At 72.1% G+C, this 18,098-nt stretch carries 16 protein-coding genes and 1 riboswitch; of the genes, 11 read left to right on the top strand and 5 right to left on the bottom strand.

Features of this window, described 5'->3' with window-relative positions:
* Positions 1 to 60 precede the first annotated feature (60 nt).
* The 3 genes from glyA to gcvT all read right to left on the bottom strand — a co-directional run bounded on the left by glyA (position 61) and on the right by gcvT (position 3,071).
* Positions 61 to 1,320, bottom strand: a complete 1,260-nt coding sequence (glyA, locus tag B073_RS0116670) for a serine hydroxymethyltransferase (protein ID WP_018539225.1) — start codon at positions 1,318 to 1,320, stop codon at positions 61 to 63.
* 77 nt (positions 1,321 to 1,397) lie between these two features.
* Positions 1,398 to 1,775 carry a glycine cleavage system protein GcvH gene (gene gcvH / locus B073_RS0116665; protein ID WP_018539224.1) on the bottom strand — a complete coding sequence of 126 codons (378 nt, stop codon included), beginning with the start codon at positions 1,773 to 1,775 and terminating at the stop codon, positions 1,398 to 1,400.
* A gap of 153 nt (positions 1,776 to 1,928) precedes the next feature.
* On the bottom strand, positions 1,929 to 3,071 hold the full coding sequence (gcvT, locus tag B073_RS0116660) for a glycine cleavage system aminomethyltransferase GcvT (protein WP_051094027.1): 1,143 nt from the start codon (positions 3,069 to 3,071) through the stop codon (positions 1,929 to 1,931).
* 153 nt (positions 3,072 to 3,224) lie between these two features.
* Positions 3,225 to 3,320: riboswitch (glycine riboswitch) on the bottom strand.
* 271 nt (positions 3,321 to 3,591) lie between these two features.
* Here gcvT and B073_RS0116655 point away from each other — a divergent pair.
* From B073_RS0116655 to B073_RS0116615, 9 genes are all read left to right on the top strand, one after another.
* Positions 3,592 to 4,332, top strand: coding sequence for an AAA family ATPase (locus B073_RS0116655; protein WP_018539222.1), 741 nt, complete (start codon positions 3,592 to 3,594; stop codon positions 4,330 to 4,332).
* A gap of 116 nt (positions 4,333 to 4,448) precedes the next feature.
* Positions 4,449 to 5,294 carry an enhanced serine sensitivity protein SseB C-terminal domain-containing protein gene (locus B073_RS0116650; protein ID WP_018539221.1) on the top strand — a complete coding sequence of 282 codons (846 nt, stop codon included), beginning with the start codon at positions 4,449 to 4,451 and terminating at the stop codon, positions 5,292 to 5,294.
* Positions 5,295 to 5,371: 77 nt separating this feature from the next.
* Entirely contained in the window at positions 5,372 to 6,163 is a 792-nt protein-coding gene (locus B073_RS0116645) for an enhanced serine sensitivity protein SseB C-terminal domain-containing protein (protein WP_018539220.1), read from the top strand.
* Positions 6,164 to 6,605: 442 nt separating this feature from the next.
* The gene (locus B073_RS0116640) at positions 6,606 to 7,604 is read left to right on the top strand and encodes an ABC transporter permease (protein WP_018539219.1); all 999 of its coding nucleotides are present in this window, start codon (positions 6,606 to 6,608) and stop codon (positions 7,602 to 7,604) included.
* A 79-nt stretch (positions 7,605 to 7,683) separates the two neighbouring features.
* Positions 7,684 to 9,432: an ABC transporter substrate-binding protein gene (locus B073_RS0116635; RefSeq protein WP_018539218.1), complete on the top strand. Its 1,749-nt coding sequence runs from the start codon at positions 7,684 to 7,686 to the stop codon at positions 9,430 to 9,432.
* Between the two features lie 78 nt (positions 9,433 to 9,510).
* Entirely contained in the window at positions 9,511 to 10,521 is a 1,011-nt protein-coding gene (locus B073_RS0116630; RefSeq protein WP_018539217.1) for an ABC transporter permease, read from the top strand.
* On the top strand, positions 10,518 to 11,597 hold the full coding sequence (locus B073_RS0116625; protein ID WP_018539216.1) for an ABC transporter ATP-binding protein: 1,080 nt from the start codon (positions 10,518 to 10,520) through the stop codon (positions 11,595 to 11,597). The genes B073_RS0116630 and B073_RS0116625 overlap by 4 nt, the downstream gene beginning before the upstream one ends.
* Before the next feature lie 83 nt (positions 11,598 to 11,680).
* On the top strand, positions 11,681 to 12,706 hold the full coding sequence (locus tag B073_RS0116620; protein WP_272921538.1) for an ABC transporter ATP-binding protein: 1,026 nt from the start codon (positions 11,681 to 11,683) through the stop codon (positions 12,704 to 12,706).
* Positions 12,707 to 12,805: 99 nt separating this feature from the next.
* Positions 12,806 to 14,215: a M1 family metallopeptidase gene (locus B073_RS0116615; protein ID WP_018539214.1), complete on the top strand. Its 1,410-nt coding sequence runs from the start codon at positions 12,806 to 12,808 to the stop codon at positions 14,213 to 14,215.
* 22 nt (positions 14,216 to 14,237) lie between these two features.
* On the opposite strand, the gene B073_RS0116610 is transcribed toward B073_RS0116615, so the two are convergent.
* Positions 14,238 to 14,882 (bottom strand): trimeric intracellular cation channel family protein, encoded by a 645-nt coding sequence (locus tag B073_RS0116610; protein ID WP_018539213.1) that lies wholly within the window; start codon positions 14,880 to 14,882, stop codon positions 14,238 to 14,240.
* A 115-nt stretch (positions 14,883 to 14,997) separates the two neighbouring features.
* Here B073_RS0116610 and B073_RS0116605 point away from each other — a divergent pair, with 115 nt between their 5' ends.
* Both B073_RS0116605 and B073_RS0116595 read left to right on the top strand, forming a co-directional pair.
* Complete coding sequence (locus B073_RS0116605; protein WP_018539212.1) at positions 14,998 to 15,846, top strand: thioesterase family protein; 849 nt, start codon at positions 14,998 to 15,000, stop codon at positions 15,844 to 15,846.
* A 247-nt stretch (positions 15,847 to 16,093) separates the two neighbouring features.
* Entirely contained in the window at positions 16,094 to 17,263 is a 1,170-nt protein-coding gene (locus B073_RS0116595) for a cysteine desulfurase family protein (protein ID WP_018539211.1), read from the top strand.
* Between the two features lie 92 nt (positions 17,264 to 17,355).
* Here the strand turns inward: B073_RS0116595 and B073_RS0116590 are convergent, their stop codons facing one another.
* A complete protein-coding gene (locus B073_RS0116590) occupies positions 17,356 to 18,066 on the bottom strand; it encodes an N-acetylmuramoyl-L-alanine amidase (protein ID WP_037811895.1) in 711 nt (236 codons plus the stop codon).
* Positions 18,067 to 18,098 lie beyond the last annotated feature (32 nt).

Below are 18,098 nucleotides of genomic sequence, written 5' to 3'. Positions count from 1 at the left end.
CGGAGAGCCGGTCCGCCGCCCGCGGCTACCGGGGGCCGCGGCGCCCCGGCGGCCGGCCCGTCACAGCGACGGGTACAGCGGGTACTTCTCCGCCAGGGCCGTGACCCGGGCCTTGAGCGCCTCGCGCTCGTAGGTGGGCTTGAGCGCCTCGGCGATGATGTCGGCGACCTCGCGGAAGTCCTCGGCCTGGAAGCCGCGGGTGGCCAGCGCGGGCGTGCCGATCCGCAGGCCGGAGGTGACCATCGGGGGCCGCGGGTCGTTCGGGATCGCGTTGCGGTTGACGGTGATGCCGACCTCGTGGAGGCGGTCCTCGGCCTGCTGGCCGTCGAGCTGCGAGTCGCGCAGGTCGACGAGGACGAGGTGGACGTCGGTGCCGCCGGAGAGCACCGAGACGCCGTGCTCCCGGACGTCGTCCTGGACCAGGCGCTCGGCCAGGATGCGGGCGCCCTCCAGGGTGCGCCGCTGGCGCTCCTTGAACTCCTCCGACGCGGCGACCTTGAAGGACACCGCCTTGGCGGCGATCACATGCTCCAGCGGGCCGCCCTGCTGGCCGGGGAAGACCGCGGAGTTGATCTTCTTGGCCAGCTCGGCGGTGGACAGGATCACACCGCCGCGGGGGCCGCCCAGCGTCTTGTGCGTGGTGGTGGTCACGACGTGGGCGTGCGGCACCGGGGAGGGGTGCAGCCCGGCGGCCACCAGGCCGGCGAAGTGGGCCATGTCGACCATCAGGTACGCGCCGACCTCGTCCGCGATCCGGCGGAAGGCGGCGAAGTCGAGCTGGCGCGGGTAGGCGGACCAGCCGGCGACGATCAGCTTGGGGCGGTGCTCCTTGGCGAGGCGCTCGACCTCCTCCATGTCGACCAGGTTGGTCTTCTCGTCGACGTGGTAGGGCACCACGTTGTAGAGCTTGCCGGAGAAGTTGATCTTCATGCCGTGGGTGAGGTGCCCGCCGTGCGCGAGGTTCAGGCCCAGGATGGTGTCGCCCGGCTTGATCAGCGCGAACATCGCGGCGGCGTTGGCCTGCGCACCGGAGTGCGGCTGGACGTTGGCGGCCTCGGCGCCGAAGAGCGCCTTGATCCGGTCGATGGCGATCTGCTCGACGACGTCGACGTGCTCGCAGCCGCCGTAGTAGCGGCGGCCCGGGTAGCCCTCGGCGTACTTGTTGGTGAGGACCGAGCCCTGGGCCTCCATGACGGCGACCGGGGCGAAGTTCTCCGACGCGATCATCTCGAGGGTGGACTGCTGGCGGTGCAGCTCGGCGTCGACGGCGGCGGCGACGTCGGGGTCGAGCTCGTGCAGGGAGCTGTTCAGAAGCGACATGGGACTTCCTGGAGAGAGGGGGAGGGGGCGGGGCGCCGCGGCCCCGCCCGGGCGGTGGCGGGCGCCGGCGCGGGGCGTCAGCCGGCGGCGAAGGCGGTGTACTCGTCGGCCGTGAGCAGGTCCTCCGGCTCACCGCTGATCTTCACCTTGAACAGCCAACCGCCCTCGAACGGGGCGGAGTTCACCAGCGAGGGGTCGGCGACGACGTCCTCGTTGACCGCGGTGATCTCGCCGTCCACGGGCGAGTAGAGGTCGCTGACCGACTTGGTCGACTCCAGCTCACCGCAGGACCCGCCCGCGGTGACGGTGGCCCCGACCTCGGGGAGCTGCACGAAGACGACGTCGCCGAGCGCGTTCGCCGCGTGCTCGGTGATGCCGACCGTCGAGACGCCGTCCTCGGCGGCCGACAGCCACTCGTGCTCCTTGCTGTAGCGCAGCTGCTGGGGGTTGTCCATGGCTCGATTCTCCTGTACGCGGGGGTGTGATCGTGAATGGGGGGCGCCTCCCGGACGGCGTCCGCGAGGGTTGTCTCGCCCTGTGAGACACGCGGCGCCGGACGCGACGGCACGGGCCCGTGGCGGGCGCCGCGGACGGCCCGGCGCCGGCCGCTACTTCTGCCGCTTGTAGAAGGGCAGCGCGACGACCTCGTACGGCTCGTGGGTGCCGCGGATGTCCACCCGGACGCCCTCGGTGCCCGGTGCGGCGTGCGCCGCGTCGACGTAGGCCATGGCGATCGGCCGGCCGAGGGTGGGGGAGGGCGCCCCCGAGGTGACCTCGCCGATCACCGTGCCGTCGGCGGCGACGACCGGGTAGCCGGCGCGCGGCACCCGGCGGCCCTCGGCGAGCAGGCCGACCAGCTTGCGCGGCGGGTTCTGCTCGGCGCGCCCGGCGGCCGCCTCCAGCGCCGCGCGGCCGACGAAGTCGCCCTCCTTCTCGAACTTCACGACCCGGCCCAGGCCCGCGTCGAAGGGCGTGAGCGCGGTGGTCAGTTCGTGCCCGTACAGCGGCATCCCCGCCTCCAGGCGCAGGGTGTCGCGGCAGGACAGTCCGCACGGGACCAGTCCGACGTCCCTGCCCGCCTCGGTCAGCGCCTCCCACACGGTGACCGCGTCGGCCGGCCGGACGAACAGTTCGAAGCCGTCCTCGCCGGTGTAGCCGGTCCGGGCGATCAGCGCCTCGACGCCGGCGACCGTGCCGGGCAGGCCGGCGTAGTACTTCAGTCCGTCCAGGTCGGCGTCGGTCGTTTTCTTCAGGATGCCGGGGGACTCCGGGCCCTGGACCGCGATCAGCGCGTAGGCGTCCCGGTCGTCGCGGACCGCGGCGTCGAAGCCCGCCTGCCGGTCGGCCAGCGCGTCCAGCACCACCTGGGCGTTGGCGGCGTTGGCGACGACCATGAACTCCCGCTCGGCCAGCCGGTAGACGATCAGGTCGTCGAGGATGCCGCCGTCGGCAGCGCAGATCATGGTGTAACGGGCCCGGCCGACCTTCAGGGCGCCGATGCTGCCGACCAGCGCGTGGTCGAGCAGCGCGCCCGCCTGCGGGCCGGTGACGGTGATCTCGCCCATGTGGGAGAGGTCGAACAGGCCGGCGCGGGTGCGCACCGCGAGATGCTCCTCGCGTTCGCTGCTGTAGCGCAGCGGCATGTCCCAGCCGGCGAAGTCGGTCATGGTCGCGCCGAGCGCGCGGTGCGTGGCGTCCAGCGCGGTGTGCCTGGCGGCATTACTGCGTTGACGGCGGGGGGCATCAGTCATCGTTCTGGGCTCCCAGGCATGGGTGACAAGACGGTCTCCCCATCTGTCATCGGAACCTGAGAGGTTCACCGGGAGCCCACGAACGGGCCCGGTTTGCACCTTGGGTGGAGCCGTCCCTCTTCAGCCGGGCAGGGGCTCGCTTTTCAGATCTGCCTCGCCCGCGCGGTATAGGGGCCTGAGAGATTCAAGGGAGGACTTGCTCCTTCGGCGCCCCGCCGTGGCGGCCGGGGACTCTCCCGCGCGGATTCAAGCGGCCGGTATGGAGTTGGCTGGCTGCGCACGAGTGACCAGTGGTGTGCCCGTGGCGGCCACATCATTACACGGGATCGCCGGATACAGGAGCCCCGGATACCGGAGCCCGGCCGCCGCTCGGTGGACGACCGCCCCGCCGCACCCCTCGGCCGCCTCCCGGATCCGGTGGCGCACCTGGCCGTCACTTGCTGCTTATTACCTTTTCTTGACACTCTGCGGGCAGGCGGGTTCACGAACCCGGCCCGATCCGAGGGGGAGGGGCGATCACGTGCACAGCGAAGCGGCGTACGCGACGACGGCGGGGGTGGCGGGGGCGGCACCGCCGGGGCTCGCACCGGCGGCACCGGCCCCGCCCCGGGCGACGCACCGCCCGCGCCCCGCGGCCCGGCCCGCCCGGCCCCGGATCACCGACCTCCGGCTCCGGGACGGCGCCCGTACCGCCCGCACCGCCTCCCGCACCGCCCTCCGTTTCCCGCCCGGTGACCTCGTCGTGGTCTCCGGACTGCCGGGCAGCGGCAAGAGCACCCTGATGCGGCGGGTGCTGCCGGAGCGCGACGGCCGCGGCGCCCCGGTGCACCGCCTCGACTCCCAGGACACCCGCGCGCGTTGGGAGCGCGGCCGGCTGCGCCGCCTCCCGTACGCGCTCTACCGCCCGCTGGTCCGGGCCGCGCACTACGGCGCGCTGCGCCGCGCGGTCCGCTCCGGCGGGAGCGTGGTGGTGCACGACTGCGGGACGCTGGCGTGGGTGCGCCGCTGGCTCTCCCGGGCGGCCCGGCGCGACGGCCGGGCGGTGCACCTGGTGCTCCTCGACGTGCCGCCGGAGGCGGCGCTGACCGGCCAACGGGCCCGCGGCCGCAGGGTGTCGAGGTACGCCTTCGCCCGGCACCGCCGTGCGGTGCGCCGGCTCCTGGCCCGGGCCGAGCGGTCCCGGCTCCCCGCGGGCTTCGCCTCCGCGGTGCTGCTGGACCGGCCCGCCGCCGCGGCCCTGGAGCACGTCACCTTCGGGTGAGACCACCGGCTTCGGCGTGCGCCGCTCCGCCCGTTAGGGTCTGATCCACCGGCGGGTGAGCGGGCCCGCCGCCAGGGTCAGGGGCCGGGCAGCGCGGCCAGTAATGGGTGGGTGAGATGAACTATCCGGACGATTACCCGCAGCACGGCGGTGCGGTTCCGGGGCAGATGCCGGACGCGGGGATACCGCAGTCGGCCTGGCCGGCCAACGAGCTGGAGCAGGTGCTGGCCGCGTCGGTCGGGCACCCCGGGGCCGGCGGCCGGATCGTCGAGGTGCTGGGCCGCAGCCCGGTGTGGGTGCCGCTGCCCGAGGGCGGCGGCCCGGACAGCGCCGGCCCCGGGGCGGCCGGCCTGGACCTGCCCACCGTCGAGATCGGCGGCGCCGCCTACGTCCCGGTCTTCAGCTCCGAGCAGGAGTTCCTGAAGGTCGTCGGCACCCACCTGTCGTACACCGTCGCGCCCGCCGTGGAGTTCGCCCGTGGGCTGCCGCCGATGCTGGGCATCGCGGTCAATCCGGACGGCACCGTCGGCGTCCCGCTGCCGCCGCCCGCGGTGGCCGAACTGTGCCGCGCGGGACGGACGGAACTGGACGGCCCGCAGGCCGCCGGCGCCCGGGTGCGGCTCTTCGAACCGGACTGGCAGGACGAGCCGGTGGACTTCCTGGCCGCCGCCGGCCTGGAGTTCTCCGGCACCGGTTCGGTGCTCGGCGCCCGGCGCGCGCTGGCCAGCGTCGAGGGCGACACGCCGGCGCTCTTCGTGGGCGTGCAGCTGGACGCCGCTCCGGAGCGGCTGTACGACGGCAGCGCCCGCGACGAGGTGCTCGCGGCGCTGGGCCGGGCGCTGGGCCGGGTGCCGGTGCCCTGGCCCGTCCAGCTCGTGCTGCTCGACGTCGCCCAGGGCGACCCGGTCGCCGACTGGATGCTGGAGCGCGTGCGGCCCTTCTACACCCGGGACCACTCGTAGGGGCTGCCACCGGGCAGACCCTAAGCTGGTGGCGCGACGGCCGGGCGCAGGCCCTGCCGGGAGAAGGGACGGACCACGTGAGCGCGGGTGCGCATCAGGGAGCGGCGGCGGCCGACCACGTCGAGCAGATGCTGCGGCAGGTCGCGCCCGGGCGCTATGACGCCTACGAGGCACTGCTGCAGGCCCTCGCGCACGGGCAGGTCTGGATGCTCCTGTGGCACGGCCGGGCCGGTCAGCCGGACGCCCAGTACGGCAACATGGAGGTCGACGGGCTGGGCTACGCCCCCTGTGTGACCTCCGCCGCCGAACTCGCCGCCTCCGGCTGGACCCGCGACCACGAACTCCTCAGCGGCCCCGAGATCGCCGCCTCCCTCTTCCCCGACCGCTGGGGCCTGTGGCTGAATCCGCACGCCCCCGGCGGCGGCGTCGGCATCCCCTGGCTCGACCTGCGCCGGATCGCCGCCGGCCTGGACCGGCTGCCCGCCGGTCCGCTGCGGATCTCCGAACCGGTCATCGACATCCCGCAGTTCTACGCCCTGCTCGCCCAGAACGCCCACCGCACGCCCCCGGTGCGGTCGTTGCGCCGGGCATGGGTCCAACCCGCCCTCGGCGCCCCGTATCTGGCGATCGGGCTGGATCTGTACGACACTGGGCAGCCGGCGGTGGACGCCGCGCGGCTGATGATCCAGCAGTCGATGGGCGCCGTACCGGACGGCCTGCCGGTCTCCACGGTCGCCATGAACGACGAGTACGACCCGGTCGGGATGTGGATGCGGGCCTGCGCCCGCCCGTTCTTCGACCGCGACGGCTACGCCCAGCCGCCCGTCCCCGGCCCCACCTACGGCTACGGCCACCCGCGCCCTTACTGATCCCCGCGGATCGTTCCGACCGGTCTCCACCGCTCCCCGCGCCCGCCCGCGGGGCCTTTGCGCACCGTCCGCCTCGCGGTGAATTCCCCCCGTCCGCCCGGCAGTTGACGGCTCCGCCGCCCGCCGCGCGCACCGCTCAGTCCGCATCGTTGTTCGTATAACGGAAGCCTGCGGGCCACATCACAGTTACGCATCCATTCCACGCCAGGGCTGGTTTGTGATCGCGACTCGGATGAAGACTCCCGGCATCGAGGACCCTCGGTCCTTTGTACGAGCGCCATCCGCCACCGGAGTCCTGCACTTTTCAGCCGTCCGCAGGGCCGACTCCCCGCGAGAACCACGGGAGACGGCGGCAGGGGAACACCAGTGAGGTAGCGACAGGCCGCCGCCGCGGCCGGGCACAGGGCCGGGCTCCAACGGCCGGGAGGGGTTCTGAGGCACCGTGACCGCACCGATCGAGACCACCGCGGCAGCTGCTGAGGCGCAGCCGGAGGCGGTGCTGAAGGGCGTCGAGAGCAAGCGGATCGAGGGGCGCTCGCTCGGCCAGATCGCCTGGCTGCGCTTCCGCCGCGACAAGGTCGCCATGGCGGGCGCCGTCGTCGTCGTCCTGCTCATCCTCGTCGCCGCGCTCTCCCGGCCGCTGCAGCACCTTTTCGGCCTGGACCCCAACCAGCCGCACCAGGACCTGATCGACCCCAACACCACGCTCCCCAAGGGGGACTTCGGCGGGATGAGCGCCGACCACCTGCTGGGCGTGGACCCCAAGTTCGGCCGCGACCTGCTCTCCCGCATCCTGGAGGGCTCGTGGGTGTCGCTGCTGGTGGCGTTCGGCGCGACGCTGCTGTCGGTGGCCATCGGCACCGTCCTCGGCGTGGTCGCCGGCTTCTACCGCGGCCGGGTGGACGCCTTCATCAGCCGCCTGATGGACGTCTTCCTGGCGTTCCCGCTGCTGCTGTTCGCCATCGCCATCTCCGCGTCGCTGCAGGGCGGCGCGTTCGGCCTGGACGGCCTGCCGCTGCACATCTCGGTACTGATCTTCGTGATCGGCTTCTTCAACTGGCCCTACATGGGCCGGATCGTGCGGGCCCAGACCCTGTCGCTGCGGGAGCGGGAGTTCGTCGCCGCCGCCCGCGGCCTGGGCGCCCGCGGGCCGTTCATCCTCTTCCGGGAACTCCTGCCCAACCTCGTGGGACCGGTCATCGTCTACTCGACGCTGCTGATCCCCTCCAACATTCTCTTCGAGGCGGCGCTGAGCTTCCTGGGCGTCGGCATCCAGCCGCCCCAGTCGTCCTGGGGCGGCACGCTGACCCAGGCGGTCAAGTACTACGAGGTCGACCCCCAGTACATGATCGTCCCCGGCCTCGCGATCTTCGTCACCGTGCTGGCGTTCAACCTGCTCGGTGACGGCCTGAGGGACGCGCTGGACCCGCGCAGCCGCTGACCGGCCGCCGGCCCCGGACACCTCACCACCTGCCGTTTCGAACTGACGTTTCTCGACGAACGAGGGGACACCGAGCATCATGCGCAGGTCACTTCCGGTCGCGACGCTCGCGGCCATCACCAGTGCGGGCCTCCTGCTGGCCGGCTGCAGCGGAAAGGGGTCCGCCGACAGTTCGGCCGGGGCCAACGCCGCCACCAAGAGCGTCGTCAACGCCTCGGACGAGAAGGGGGGCACCGTCACCTACGCGATGAGCGACGCCCCCGAGTCGTTCGACCCGGGCAACACCTACTACGCCTTCGTCTACAACTTCAGCCGCCTGTACGCCCGTCCGCTCACCACCTTCAAGCCGGGTCCCGGCACCAAGGGCAACGAGCTGGCCCCGGACCTCGCCGAGTCGCTCGGCAAGTCCAGCGACGGCGGCAAGACCTGGACGTACAAGCTGCGCAAGGGCCTGAAGTTCGAGGACGGCACCCCGGTGACCTCCCAGGACGTCAAGTACGCGGTGGAGCGCAGCAACTTCGCCCGCGACGTCCTCTCGCTGGGCCCCAACTACTTCCAGCAGTTCCTGGTGGACAACGACGGCGGCTACAAGGGCCCGTACAAGGACAAGAGCAAGGAAGGGCTCAAGTCCATCGAGACGCCCGACGCCCAGACGATCGTCTTCCACCTGAAGAAGCCGTTCGCCGAGTTCGACTACCTCGTCAGCGCCCCGCAGACCGCGCCGGTCCCGCAGGCCAAGGACAAGGGCGCGGACTACACCAAGTCGGTGGTCTCCACGGGCTCGTACAAGTTCGAGAGCTACCAGGAGGGCAAGCAGCTCACCCTGGTCCGCAACCCGAACTGGTCCGCCGCGAACGACCCGCTGCGCAAGCAGCTGCCGGACAAGATCGTCCTCAACCTCAAGGTCGCTCAGTCGACCATCGACAAGGACCTCCAGTCCGGCAACACCCTGGTCGACATGGCCGGCCGCGGCGTGGACGGCCAGACCCAGGCCCAGCTGCTGACCGACCCCAAGGAGAAGTCGAACACCGACAACGCGCCCGGTGAGCGCCTGGTCTACACCGCGATCAACACCAAGGTCGCGCCGTTCGACAACGTCGAGTGCCGCAAGGCCGTCGAGTACGCCGTCGACAAGAAGGCCGTGCAGACCGCGCTGGGCGGTCCGATCCGCGGTGACATCGCCTCCACGGTCCTGCCCACGGACCTCGCCGGCTACCAGAAGTCCGACCTGTACCCGCAGAAGTACAACGGGGACAACCTGGACCTGACGGAGGCCCGGGCGCACTGGAAAAAGTGCGGCGCCGGCAACGTCACCACCACCATCCTGGCCCGCAACGACCGCCAGGACGAGATCGACGCGGCCACCTCGGTCATCGGCTCGCTGAAGAAGATCGGCATCAACGCCAAGATCCAGTCGTACCCGACCAGCAAGTACTTCTCGGACTACGCCGGTGTGCCGGCCTTCGACAAGTCCAACAACGTCGGCCTGATGATGATGCAGTGGGGCGCCGACTTCCCGACCGGCTACGGCTACCTCCAGCAGATCCTGCACGGCAAGGCGATCAGCCAGTCCGGCAACAGCAACCTCTCGCAGCTGGACGACCCCGAGATCAACAACCTGCTCGACACCGCCATCGCCAACACCGACCAGGCGGCCCGCGAGAAGGCGTACGGGGACATCGACCGCAAGGCGATGGAGCAGGCGGCGATCGTCCCGCTGACCTACTTCAAGGTCCTGCTGTACCGCTCGCCCAAGGCCACCAACATGGTGTCCAGCTCGGCCTGGAGCGGTGAGTACGACTACCTCAACATCGGCGTCAAGAAGTAGCAGCCCTGGAAGGAAGGTGAAGGCATTGGTGCCCGCGGGCCGGTCGCTCCCGGCCCGCGGCACCGGCGCCGCATCCCCGTGTTCTCGTACATCATCCGCAGGTTGATCAGCGCGGTGATCCTGCTGCTGATCGTCAGCGCGGTCACCTTCGGCATCTTCTTCCTGCTGCCGAAACTGGCCGGGCAGTCCACCGACCAGCTTGCCCAGCAGTACATCGGAAAGGCCCCCACGCCCGCGGACATCGCCGCGGTGAAGCACAACCTCGGCCTGGACAAGCCCGTGTACGAGCAGTACTGGGACTTCCTCAAGGGCATCTTCGTCGGCGTCGACTACAAGTTCGGACCGGACGCGGCCACCTGCCATGTGCCGTGCTTCGGTTACTCCTTCAAGACCCACCTGGAGGTCTGGCCGGAGATCCAGTCCCGGCTCCCGGTGACGCTGTCGCTGGCCGCCGGCGCCGCGGTGCTCTGGCTCCTCTCCGGTGTCGCCACCGGCGTGCTCTCCGCGCTCCGCCCCGGCTCGTTCTTCGACCGGCTGGCGATGGGCGTGGCGCTGGCCGGCGTCTCGCTCCCGATGTTCTTCACCGGTGCGCTGGCGCTGGCGCTGTTCACCTACCAGTGGCCGCTCTTCGAACGCAGCGACTACATACCCCTGCTGGACGACCCGGCGGGCTGGGCCCGCACCCTCGTCCTGCCCTGGGTGACCCTGGCCTTCCTCTACTCCGCGCTCTACGCCCGGCTCACCCGGGCGGGCATGCTGGAGACGCTGAGCGAGGACTACATCCGCACCGCCCGCGCCAAGGGCCTGCGGGAGCGCCGGGTGGTGGTCCGGCACGGTCTGCGGGCCGCGCTCACCCCGATCATCACCGTCTTCGGCATGGACCTGGGCCTGCTGCTCGGCGGTGCGCTCATCACCGAACAGGTCTTCTCGCTCAAGGGAGTCGGGGCCTTCGCGGTCGACTCCATCAACGCCAACGACCTGCCGAACATCCTCGGCGTCACCCTGCTCGCCGCGTTCTTCATCGTCCTGTGCAACCTGGTGGTGGACATCCTGTACGCCGCCGTCGACCCGCGGGTGAGGCTCACGTGACCGACTCTTCCGAGGACAAGACCACGGCGGCCGAGGCCCCCGCCGCCTTCCTGGAGGTGCGGGACCTCAAGGTGCACTTCCCCACCGACGACGGCCTGGTGAAGTCCGTCGACGGGCTGACCTTCAGCCTGGAGAAGGGCCGGACGCTCGGCATCGTCGGCGAGTCCGGCTCCGGCAAGTCGGTGACGTCGCTGGCGATCATGGGCCTGCACCGGGCCTCCCGCCGGCAGCGCGGCACGGTGCGGATGTCCGGCGAGATCCGGCTGGACGGCCGGGACCTGGTCGCCGCCGACCCCGACGAGGTGCGCCGGCTGCGCGGCCGCCGGATGGCGATGATCTTCCAGGACCCGCTCTCCGCGCTGCACCCCTTCTACACCGTCGGCAACCAGATCGTGGAGGCGTACCGCGTCCACCACGACGTGAGCAAGAAGACCGCGCGCAAGCGGGCCGTCGAGATGCTCGACCGGGTCGGCATCCCGCAGCCCGACAAACGCGTCGACGACCATCCGCACCAGTTCTCCGGCGGGATGCGCCAGCGCGCCATGATCGCGATGGCGCTGGTCAACAACCCCGAGCTGCTGATCGCCGACGAGCCGACCACCGCGCTGGACGTCACCGTCCAGGCGCAGATCCTGGACCTGATCCGCGATCTGCAGAAGGAGTTCGGCTCGGCGGTCATCATCATCACCCACGACCTGGGCGTGGTCGCCGAACTCGCCGACGACCTGCTGGTGATGTACGGCGGCCGGTGCGTCGAGCGGGGCCCCTCGGACCAGGTGTTCGCCACCCCGCAACACCCCTACACCTGGGGCCTGCTCGGCTCGATGCCACGGATCGACCGCGACCAGACCGACCGGCTGATCCCGGTGAAGGGCTCGCCGCCCAGCCTGATCAACGTGCCGTCCGGCTGTGCCTTCAACCCCCGTTGCCCGTACGCCGACGTCCCCAAGGACGACGTCACCCGCACGGTGCGCCCCGAACTGCAACAGGTCGACGGCCGGCACTTCTCCGCCTGCCACCTGTCGCAGGAGGAGCGCGAGCGTATCTGGACCGAAGAGATTGCGCCGAAGCTGTGACCGAGACGAACGAGCCGAACGAGACGGCCGAGAAGAACGAGACGGCCGCGGCGACCGCGAAGACCGGGCAGCCCGACGAACCGCTGTTGCGGGTGCGTGGGCTGGTGCGGCACTTTCCGATCACGAAGGGGCTGCTCAAGCGCAAGGTCGGCGCCGTGCAGGCGGTCGACGGGATCGACTTCGACGTCTTCCCCGGTGAGACGCTGGGCGTCGTCGGGGAGTCCGGCTGCGGCAAGTCCACCATGGGCCGGCTGATCACCCGGCTCGACGAACCGACCGGCGGCACCGTCGAGTTCGGGGGGCAGGACATCACCCACCTCTCCCCGGGCCGGCTGCGCCCGCTGCGCCGCGACATCCAGATGATCTTCCAGGACCCGTACGGTTCGCTGAACCCGCGGCACACCATCGGCGGGATCGTCTCCACCCCCTTCCGGCTCCAGGGCGTCGAGCCCGAGGGCGGGATCAAGAAGGAGGTGCAGCGGCTGCTGGAGCTGGTGGGCCTGAGCCCGGAGCACTACAACCGCTATCCGCACGAATTCTCCGGCGGCCAGCGCCAGCGCATCGGCATCGCCCGGGCGCTGGCCCTCAAACCCAAGCTGGTGGTCGCCGACGAGCCGGTCTCGGCCCTCGACGTCTCCATCCAGGCCCAGGTCGTCAACCTCATGGACGACCTCCAGGAGGAGCTGGGCCTGACCTACGTCATCATCGCCCACGACCTCTCGGTCATCCGGCACGTCTCGGACCGGATCGCGGTGATGTACCTCGGCAAGATCGTCGAACTGGCCGACCGCGACGCGCTGTACGCCTCGCCGCTGCACCCGTACACCAAGGCGCTGCTCTCGGCCGTACCGGTGCCCGACCCCAGGCGGCGCACCCAGCGCGACCGGATCCTGCTCAAGGGCGACGTCCCCTCGCCGATCGACCCGCCGTCCGGCTGCCGGTTCCGCACCCGCTGCTGGAAGGCGACCGAGGAGTGCATCACCACCGAACCGCCGCTGGTCCAGCTGCGGACCGGGCACCAGGTGGCCTGCCACCACCCCGAGGAGGCAGCCGACAACGCCCCCTCGGACAGCGGAAGTTCGGCACGTCAGGCATCAACTGACCAGTGACGCCTGACGACTTGGTAAAGTCGCTGGTGAAATGGGGCGGGAGAGTGCAGAGTCGGCGCGGTTGTTGTACTCGCATCCGCGTACCTGAAGGGACGGCTCATGGCACTCTCCCGTTCTGCCCGTCGCTCCTCCCGCTGGCTCGCCCTGGCCACCGCGGTGGCCTCGGCCGCCACCATCGCCGCGGCCCCCGCGGCCACGCCGGGCGCCCCCGGCATCGGCGACCCCTACTTCCCCGGACTGGGCAACGGCGGCTACCGGCCCCTCCACTACGACCTCGGCGTCAGCTACCACCCCGACTCGGGCCGGCTCGACGGCCGGGCGACGCTGACCGCCCGGGCCACCCAGGACCTCTCCGCCTTCGACCTGGACCTGCAGAAGCTGACCGTGGACCGGGTCCTGGTCGACGGCCACCGCGCCGGCTTCTCCAGAGCCGGCGACGAACTCGTCATCCGGCCCGGACGGACGCTCGCCCGCGGCCAGCGCTTCGCGGTCACCGTCGTCTACCACGGCGTCCCGCAGCCGCTCAGTGGCCCGATCGTCTTCGGTTCGAAGTACGGCTGGATGAAGACCAAGGACGGGGTGTTCGTCGCCTGCGAGCCCAACGCCGCCTCGACGTGGTTCCCCTCCAGCGACCACCCGGACGAGAAGGCCACCTACGACATCCGCATCGACGCCCCCAAGGGCCTGACCGGGGTGTCCAACGGGCGGCTGGTAGGCACCGGCGAGCACGGCGGCCGGGCGTGGTTCCACTGGCGCGAGAGCCGCCCGATGGCGCCGTACCTGGCCACCGCCACCATCGGGAAGTTCGACGTGCGCACCGGCACCACCCCCGGCGGCACCCCGATCTACGTCGCCACCGACCCGACCCTGCCCGCCGGCAAGGTCGACGTCTACGGCGTCACCGCGGCGGCCACCGACTACTGGTCGAAGGTCTTCGGGCCGTACCCCTTCGAGGAGACCGGCGCGATCGTCGACGACATGCCGCAGGCCGGCTTCTCCCTGGAGGTGCAGTCCAAGCCGGCCTACTCCGCCGTCCGCAACGAGACCACCATCGTCCACGAGCTGGCCCACCAGTGGTTCGGCGACTCGGTCTCGGTCCGGCAGTGGAAGGACATCTGGCTGAACGAGGGCTTCGCCACGTACGCCCAGTGGCTGTGGGCCGAGCACAAGGGCACCGCCACCGCCCACGACTCCTTCCGCAAGGCGTACCAGGGCATACCCGCCGACGACCCCTTCTGGAAGATCAAGGTCTCCGACCCGCAGCGGGACACCATGTTCGCAGGCGCGGTCTACGAGCGCGGCGCGATGACGCTGCAGGCGCTGCGCGAACGCATCGGCGACAAGGCGTTCTTCAAGCTGCTGCCCACCTGGACCGCGCAGCACCGCTACGGCAACGCGGACACCGCCGATTTCATCAGGCTCGCCGAGAAGGTCTCCGGCCGACGGCTGGGCGACCTCTTCCACACCTGGCTGGACACCCGGACCCGGCCCGCCCTGCCGGGGAAGTGACCGGCCGGACGCCGGGCCGCCGCTAGCCGGCGTCGGCGTCGGCGTCCTTGCGCCGCCGGTCGCGCAGCTGCTGCGGCCGCGGCAGGTGCAGCCCCAGGTACACCGCGCCCATCCGCAGCCCGAACACCACCCCCGCCGAGACCGCCGCGGCGGGGGTGGCCCCGCTCCCGAGACGGTCCATCAGCAGATAGCAGCAGGCGCCGGCCAGCGCCGCGATGGCGTAGACGTCCTCGCGCAGCAGCAGCGGAGGGAACTCCCCGCACAGCACGTCGCGGAGGACCTCACCGGCGACGCCGGTCAGCACCGCCAGGATGATCACCGCCAGTGGGGTGGCGCCCGCCGAGATCGCCGCCCGGGCCCCGATCACCGTGACCACGGACAGCCCGATGGCGTCCACCACCAGCAGCGACTTCCGCGGCAGCGACCAGAAGCGCAAGTAAAGGATGGTGCCCACGCCGACGCAGATGATCACCGTCAGCAGCACCCAGTCGTGCGTCCAGTACAGCGGCCGCCGGTCCAGGATCAGATCGCGCAGCGTGCCGCCGGAGATGGACGCGGCGAACGCGAGCACCAGACCGCCGAACGGGTCCATGTTGGCGCGGTAGGCCGCCAGCACGCCGCTCGCCGCGAAGGCCGCGACCCCGACCAGGTAGAGCACATGAAGCATGCGGTCATGATGACAGCCGCGGATTCGGGCTCTCCGGCCGCGCTCCCGGTCCACCTCCGCCCGTTCCTTGAAACTGGCACTACCGGTCGGTAACAAAGCCGTGTAGCGTGCCGCCATGGCAACGGTGACCGCAGGAAACAGCGAGTTCGACCGCGACACCGCGGTCACCCGGCGCGCCCCGGGCGTCTACGACGCCCACCTCTCCGCGGGCTGGACGATCATCAACGCCGTCAACGGCGGCTACCTCCTCGCCCTGATCGGCCGCGCCCTCGGCGACGCCCTCCCGCACCCGGACCCGCTCACCCTCACCGCGCACTACCTGACGGCCTCCGTCCCCGGCCCCGCCGTCGTCCGCACGGACGTGGTCCGCACCGGCCGCACCCTCTCCACCGGCACCGCCACCCTCGTCCAGTTCGCCGACGACGGCACCGAGGTCGAGCGGATTCGCGTGCTGGCCACCTACGGCGACCTCGCCGCGCTCCCCGACGACGTCCGCACCACCGCCAAGCCCCCGGCCATCCCGCCCTACGAGCACTGCCCGGGCCCGGACAGCGCCCCCGGCGGCCGGCCGGCCATCCCCGGCAGCACCGCGATCGCCGGGCGCCTGGACCTCCGGCTCGACCCGGCGACGGCCGGCTGGGCGGTGGGCGCGCCGTCCGGCAACGGCGAGATGCGCGGCTGGTTCGGCCTGGCCGACGGCCGCGACCCCGACCCGCTCTCCCTCCTCCTGACGGTCGACGCGCTGCCGCCCACCGCCTTCGAACTGGGCCTGCGCGGCTGGGTCCCCACCGTGGAGCTGACCTGCCACGTCCGCCACCGCCCGGCCCCCGGCCCGCTCCGGGTCGCCATCACCACCCGCAATCTGGCCGGCGGCTTCCTGGAGGAGGACGCCGAGGTCTGGGACTCCGCCGACCGCCTGGTGGCCCAGTCCCGCCAACTGGCCCGCACGATCCTGGTGCCGTAACCGGGGCCGCGTCGGATACCCCGGTTACCCCATGAACTCCCGCAGTGCCACCGCCAGTTCGCCCGACGTGCTACGGAACGTCCGATCCAACGGCCACTCCGTCATGAGCGTCAGGCTAGTTACTCCTTACGGGGGGTCGAGGCGGCGTGTGCGGGTCCGTCGGCGGCCCGGCCAGAGCGTGCGCCCCGTCAAGTGCGCCCCAGCCCCGGGGCGCGCGCCCCGGGTCGGCTCGTAGAATCAGCGCACCATGGTTTACCTCGACCACGCCGCCACCACCCCGATGCTCCCGGAGGCGGTGCAGGCGATGACCGCCCAGCTGACCGTCACCGGCAACGCGTCCTCCCTGCACGCCGCCGGCCGGCGGGCCCGGCGTACCGTCGAGGAGGCGCGGGAGTCGCTCGCCGCCTCCCTGGGGGCGCGGCCCAGCGAAGTCGTCTTCACGGCGGGCGGCACGGAGGCCGACAACCTCGCAGTGAAGGGGCTGTACTGGTCCCGCCGGGCAGCCGATCCGGCCCGCACCCGGATCCTCGTCAGCCCCGTCGAGCACCACGCCGTCCTGGACGCCGTCGAGTGGCTCGCCGAGCAGGAGGGCGCCACCGTCGACTGGCTGCCCGTCGACGGCCACGGCCGGGTGCACGCCGACGCGCTGCGCGCGGCGCTCGCCCGCAACCCCGCCGACGTCGCCCTGGCCACCGTCATGTGGGCCAACAACGAGATCGGCACCATCCAGCCGATCCGCGAACTGGCCGAGGTGGCAAGGGAGTTCGAGATCCCGCTGCACTCCGACGCGGTGCAGGCGGTGGGCCAGCTGGACGTGGACTTCGCCGCGTCCGGGCTGGCCGCGATGACCGTCTCCGGCCACAAGATCGGCGGCCCGTACGGCATCGGCGCGCTGCTGCTGGGCCGCGAGCACGCCCCCGTGCCGGTGCTGCACGGCGGCGGCCAGGAGCGCCACGTCCGCTCCGGCACCCTCGACACTCCCGCCATCGCCGCGTTCGCCGCGGCCGGCCGGCACGCCGTGGCGCACCGCGAGGAGTTCGCCCGCGAGATCGGCGCGCTCCGCGACGACCTGGTCAAGGCGGTCCGGGCGGCCGCCCCCGACGCCCTCCTCGGCGGCGACCCCGACCCGGCCGGCCGGCTCCCGGCCAACGCCCACTTCACCTTCCCCGGCTGCGAGGGCGACTCCCTGCTGCTCCTCCTGGACGCCCAGGGCATCGCCTGCTCCACCGGCTCCGCCTGCACGGCCGGCGTCGCCCAGCCCAGCCATGTCCTGCTGGCCACCGGCATGTCCCAGGACCTCGCCCGCGGCACCCTGCGCTTCTCGCTCGGCCACACCTCCACCGCCCAGGACGTGGCGGCCCTGGCCGAGGTCATCGGCCCGGTGGTGGAGCGGGCGCGGGGCGCGGGGCTGAGCTAGGGACGGACGGTACCGCCGAGCCGAGCCGGATGAGTGGGTCCGGAGCCTGCCGGTCCGGCGGGGCGGGCCCAGGGGCTGTGCCCGCCCGCGGGTCACGTCCGGGGCGCCGGGCGGCGCAGTTCCGCGCGGACCAGGGCCAGGTAGCGGTCCCAGTCCCAGTGCGGCCCGGGGTCGGTGTGGTCGGTGCCGGGCACCTCGACATGGCCGACGATGTGCTCCCGGTCGGCCGGGAAGGCGTACCGGCGGCAGATCCCGGCGGTCAGCCGGGCCGACGCGGCGTACAGCTCCGGGGTGAAGGACTCCGGCCGGTCCACGAACCCCGCGTGCTCGATGCCCACGCTGCGCTCGTTGTAGCCGCGGTTCCCGGCGTGGAAGGCCACGTCCAGCTCGCGGACGGCCTGTGCGACGTGGCCGTCCCCGCGGACGACGTAGTGCGCCGACGCCTCGTGGAACGGGTCCCGGAAGACCTTCAGCGCGGTGGCGAAGCTGCCCTGGACGACGTGGACCACCACCCGGTCGACGGTGTAGTCGTCGGGGCGGTTCGCCTGCCGGTAGTTCGCCGGGGACGCGGCGGACCACTGGGCGCCGGCGAAGTCGACCTCGCCCTCCTTGCGCGGCCGGCTGTTCCCGGGCAGCCGCCACCACCAGTACGCCAGCTCCTCGCGGGCCGCCACCGCCGCCGCGCCCGCGGCCACCGCGGCACCGCCGCCGAGCAGCAGCGCCCGGCGCCGGGTGAGCCGCCGGCCGGTGCGCTTCCCGGACGCCGCGCCCTCCGCGCCGGCCGCCGCCGTCGTCTCCGCCACGCCCTCCGCCTCCTCCACGCTCTCCACAACGC

This window comes from Streptomyces sp. MspMP-M5 (assembly GCF_000373585.1).
Lineage (GTDB): Bacteria > Actinomycetota > Actinomycetes > Streptomycetales > Streptomycetaceae > Streptomyces.
This window is presented reverse-complemented; position numbering and strand designations above follow the sequence as displayed.

Bases quoted from the DNA above. Each gene is read 5' to 3' on its own strand.
- B073_RS0116610 (WP_018539213.1), bottom strand. From the start codon at position 14,882: ATGCTTCATGTGCTCTACCTGGTCGGGGTCGCGGCCTTCGCGGCGAGC.
- gcvT (WP_051094027.1), bottom strand. From the start codon at position 3,071: ATGACTGATGCCCCCCGCCGTCAACGCAGTAATGCCGCCAGGCACACC.
- B073_RS0116595 (WP_018539211.1), top strand. From the start codon at position 16,094: ATGGTTTACCTCGACCACGCCGCCACCACCCCGATGCTCCCGGAGGCG.
- B073_RS0116635 (WP_018539218.1), top strand. From the start codon at position 7,684: ATGCGCAGGTCACTTCCGGTCGCGACGCTCGCGGCCATCACCAGTGCG.
- glyA (WP_018539225.1), bottom strand. From the start codon at position 1,320: ATGTCGCTTCTGAACAGCTCCCTGCACGAGCTCGACCCCGACGTCGCC.
- B073_RS0116605 (WP_018539212.1), top strand. From the start codon at position 14,998: ATGGCAACGGTGACCGCAGGAAACAGCGAGTTCGACCGCGACACCGCG.
- gcvH (WP_018539224.1), bottom strand. From the start codon at position 1,775: ATGGACAACCCCCAGCAGCTGCGCTACAGCAAGGAGCACGAGTGGCTG.
- B073_RS0116615 (WP_018539214.1), top strand. From the start codon at position 12,806: ATGGCACTCTCCCGTTCTGCCCGTCGCTCCTCCCGCTGGCTCGCCCTG.
- B073_RS0116650 (WP_018539221.1), top strand. From the start codon at position 4,449: ATGAACTATCCGGACGATTACCCGCAGCACGGCGGTGCGGTTCCGGGG.